Consider the following 1,429-nt stretch of genomic DNA (forward strand, 5'->3'; position numbering starts at 1 on the left):
GTGCGGGCATTGGAGGTTCTCGATGCGTCTGGCCGTTCGATCCTGGAATGGCAGGCAGAGCGCGGCCAGCCGCTCATCGACAGGCAAAGCGCGCGTTTCCTGGTGATCGAGCCGGATCGGGCGGCGTTGGTCGGACGCATCGACAAACGCTTCGACCAAATGCTGGACAAGGGCGCGCTGGACGAGGTCAAGCGGCTTGCGGCACTTGGCCTCGATCCCGAATTGCCGGCGATGAAAGCGATCGGCGTTCGCGAACTGCAGGCGGCGATGGCCGGAGGGATTGGCTTTCCCGAGGCAATCGAACGCGCCAAGATCGCGACCAGGCAATATTCCAAGCGGCAAACCACCTGGTTCAGGCATCAATTGGGGCCGGAATGGCTGAGGTTGCACCCCGGTGATGATCTGGAAACCACGATCTCAGCGCTTGCTTCCGATGCAACCTGAAAAGTTTACCTGCAAGGAAAGGTTCCCGTTGTGGTTGTCCAAATTAACCCTCCGTAAGCCCGCCCATGCCATAAGGTCGATGGGCACTTTTCCAACGGGGAGCAGATGCGTTTCCACAAGGCGGAATCAGCGTTTTTCGTCTTTATATTCGTGATCCTGGCCGCCGGCCTGGTGACGCTGCATGCTTATGGACTTCTGCAGTCCTTCGCCGACGAGTTGCATACGGCTTCGGGTCTGGACAAGGTCATCTATCTCAACAAGCTCTTGTTCGCGACCGGCGTGCTCCTGGCCACCGCGCTGTTCTTCGGCATTTTCTTCATCTATCCGCTGATTCGAAAACAGGCGACGGAGGAGGGCAAGCTGCGCGCCATGACGGTCTCGCTCAGCGCGCGGTCGGAAACACTCGAGCATGCGGCGCTGACCGACGGCCTGACCGGCATGCAGAACCGGCGCTATTTCGATGATGCGCTGAAGGAGTATCTCGAGGAGTTCCGGCGCATCGAAAAGCCTGTCGGGCTGATGATCCTCGATCTCGACCATTTCAAGCAGGTCAACGACACCCATGGCCATGACGTCGGCGACGAAGTGCTCAAGGCCGTCGCAAGCTGTCTCAAGGATATGACGCGCTACCACGATGTGGTGGCGCGATTGGGCGGCGAGGAGTTCGCCGTGGTCACGCCCAACATGGACGCCGAGCTTCTGGGCAAGTTTGCCGAGCGCATCCGCAAGGCGATCGCCAACATGTCGGTGCTGTCGGGCAATGTCCGCCTCAAGATCACCACCAGCGTCGGGCTAGCCGTCTGGGACCGCAAGGAAACAGCGGAAGAGTTCTATCGCCGCGCCGACCGCCAGCTTTACGAGGCGAAGAGGCAAGGCCGCAACCGCGTCTGCGCCTAAAATCCCGTCCCTGAATTCGTGAGGCTGGCCGTCTGGCGCCGTTTTCTGCGCTTCCGATGCTCACGGACTCAAATGTCCGCTCCGCTTC

The 1,429-nt window shown here is 60.2% G+C and carries 1 protein-coding gene and 1 pseudogene; both read left to right on the top strand.

Features of this window, described 5'->3' with window-relative positions; translation table 11 throughout:
* Positions 1 to 444 (top strand): annotated as a pseudogene (locus tag EN994_RS31325) (tRNA (adenosine(37)-N6)-dimethylallyltransferase MiaA); the annotation flags it as partial.
* Positions 445 to 549: 105 nt separating this feature from the next.
* Complete coding sequence (locus tag EN994_RS31330; RefSeq protein WP_013531037.1) at positions 550 to 1,341, top strand: GGDEF domain-containing protein; 792 nt, start codon at positions 550 to 552, stop codon at positions 1,339 to 1,341.
* Positions 1,342 to 1,429 lie beyond the last annotated feature (88 nt).

Origin of the sequence: Mesorhizobium sp. M7A.F.Ca.CA.002.09.1.1, from assembly GCF_003998555.1 — a bacterium.
In the GTDB taxonomy this organism is placed as follows: domain Bacteria; phylum Pseudomonadota; class Alphaproteobacteria; order Rhizobiales; family Rhizobiaceae; genus Mesorhizobium; species Mesorhizobium ciceri.

What these genes read in the sequence shown, in the direction of transcription:
- EN994_RS31330 (WP_013531037.1), top strand. Translation starts at nt 550, where the DNA reads ATGCGTTTCCACAAGGCGGAATCAGCGTTTTTCGTCTTTATATTCGTG.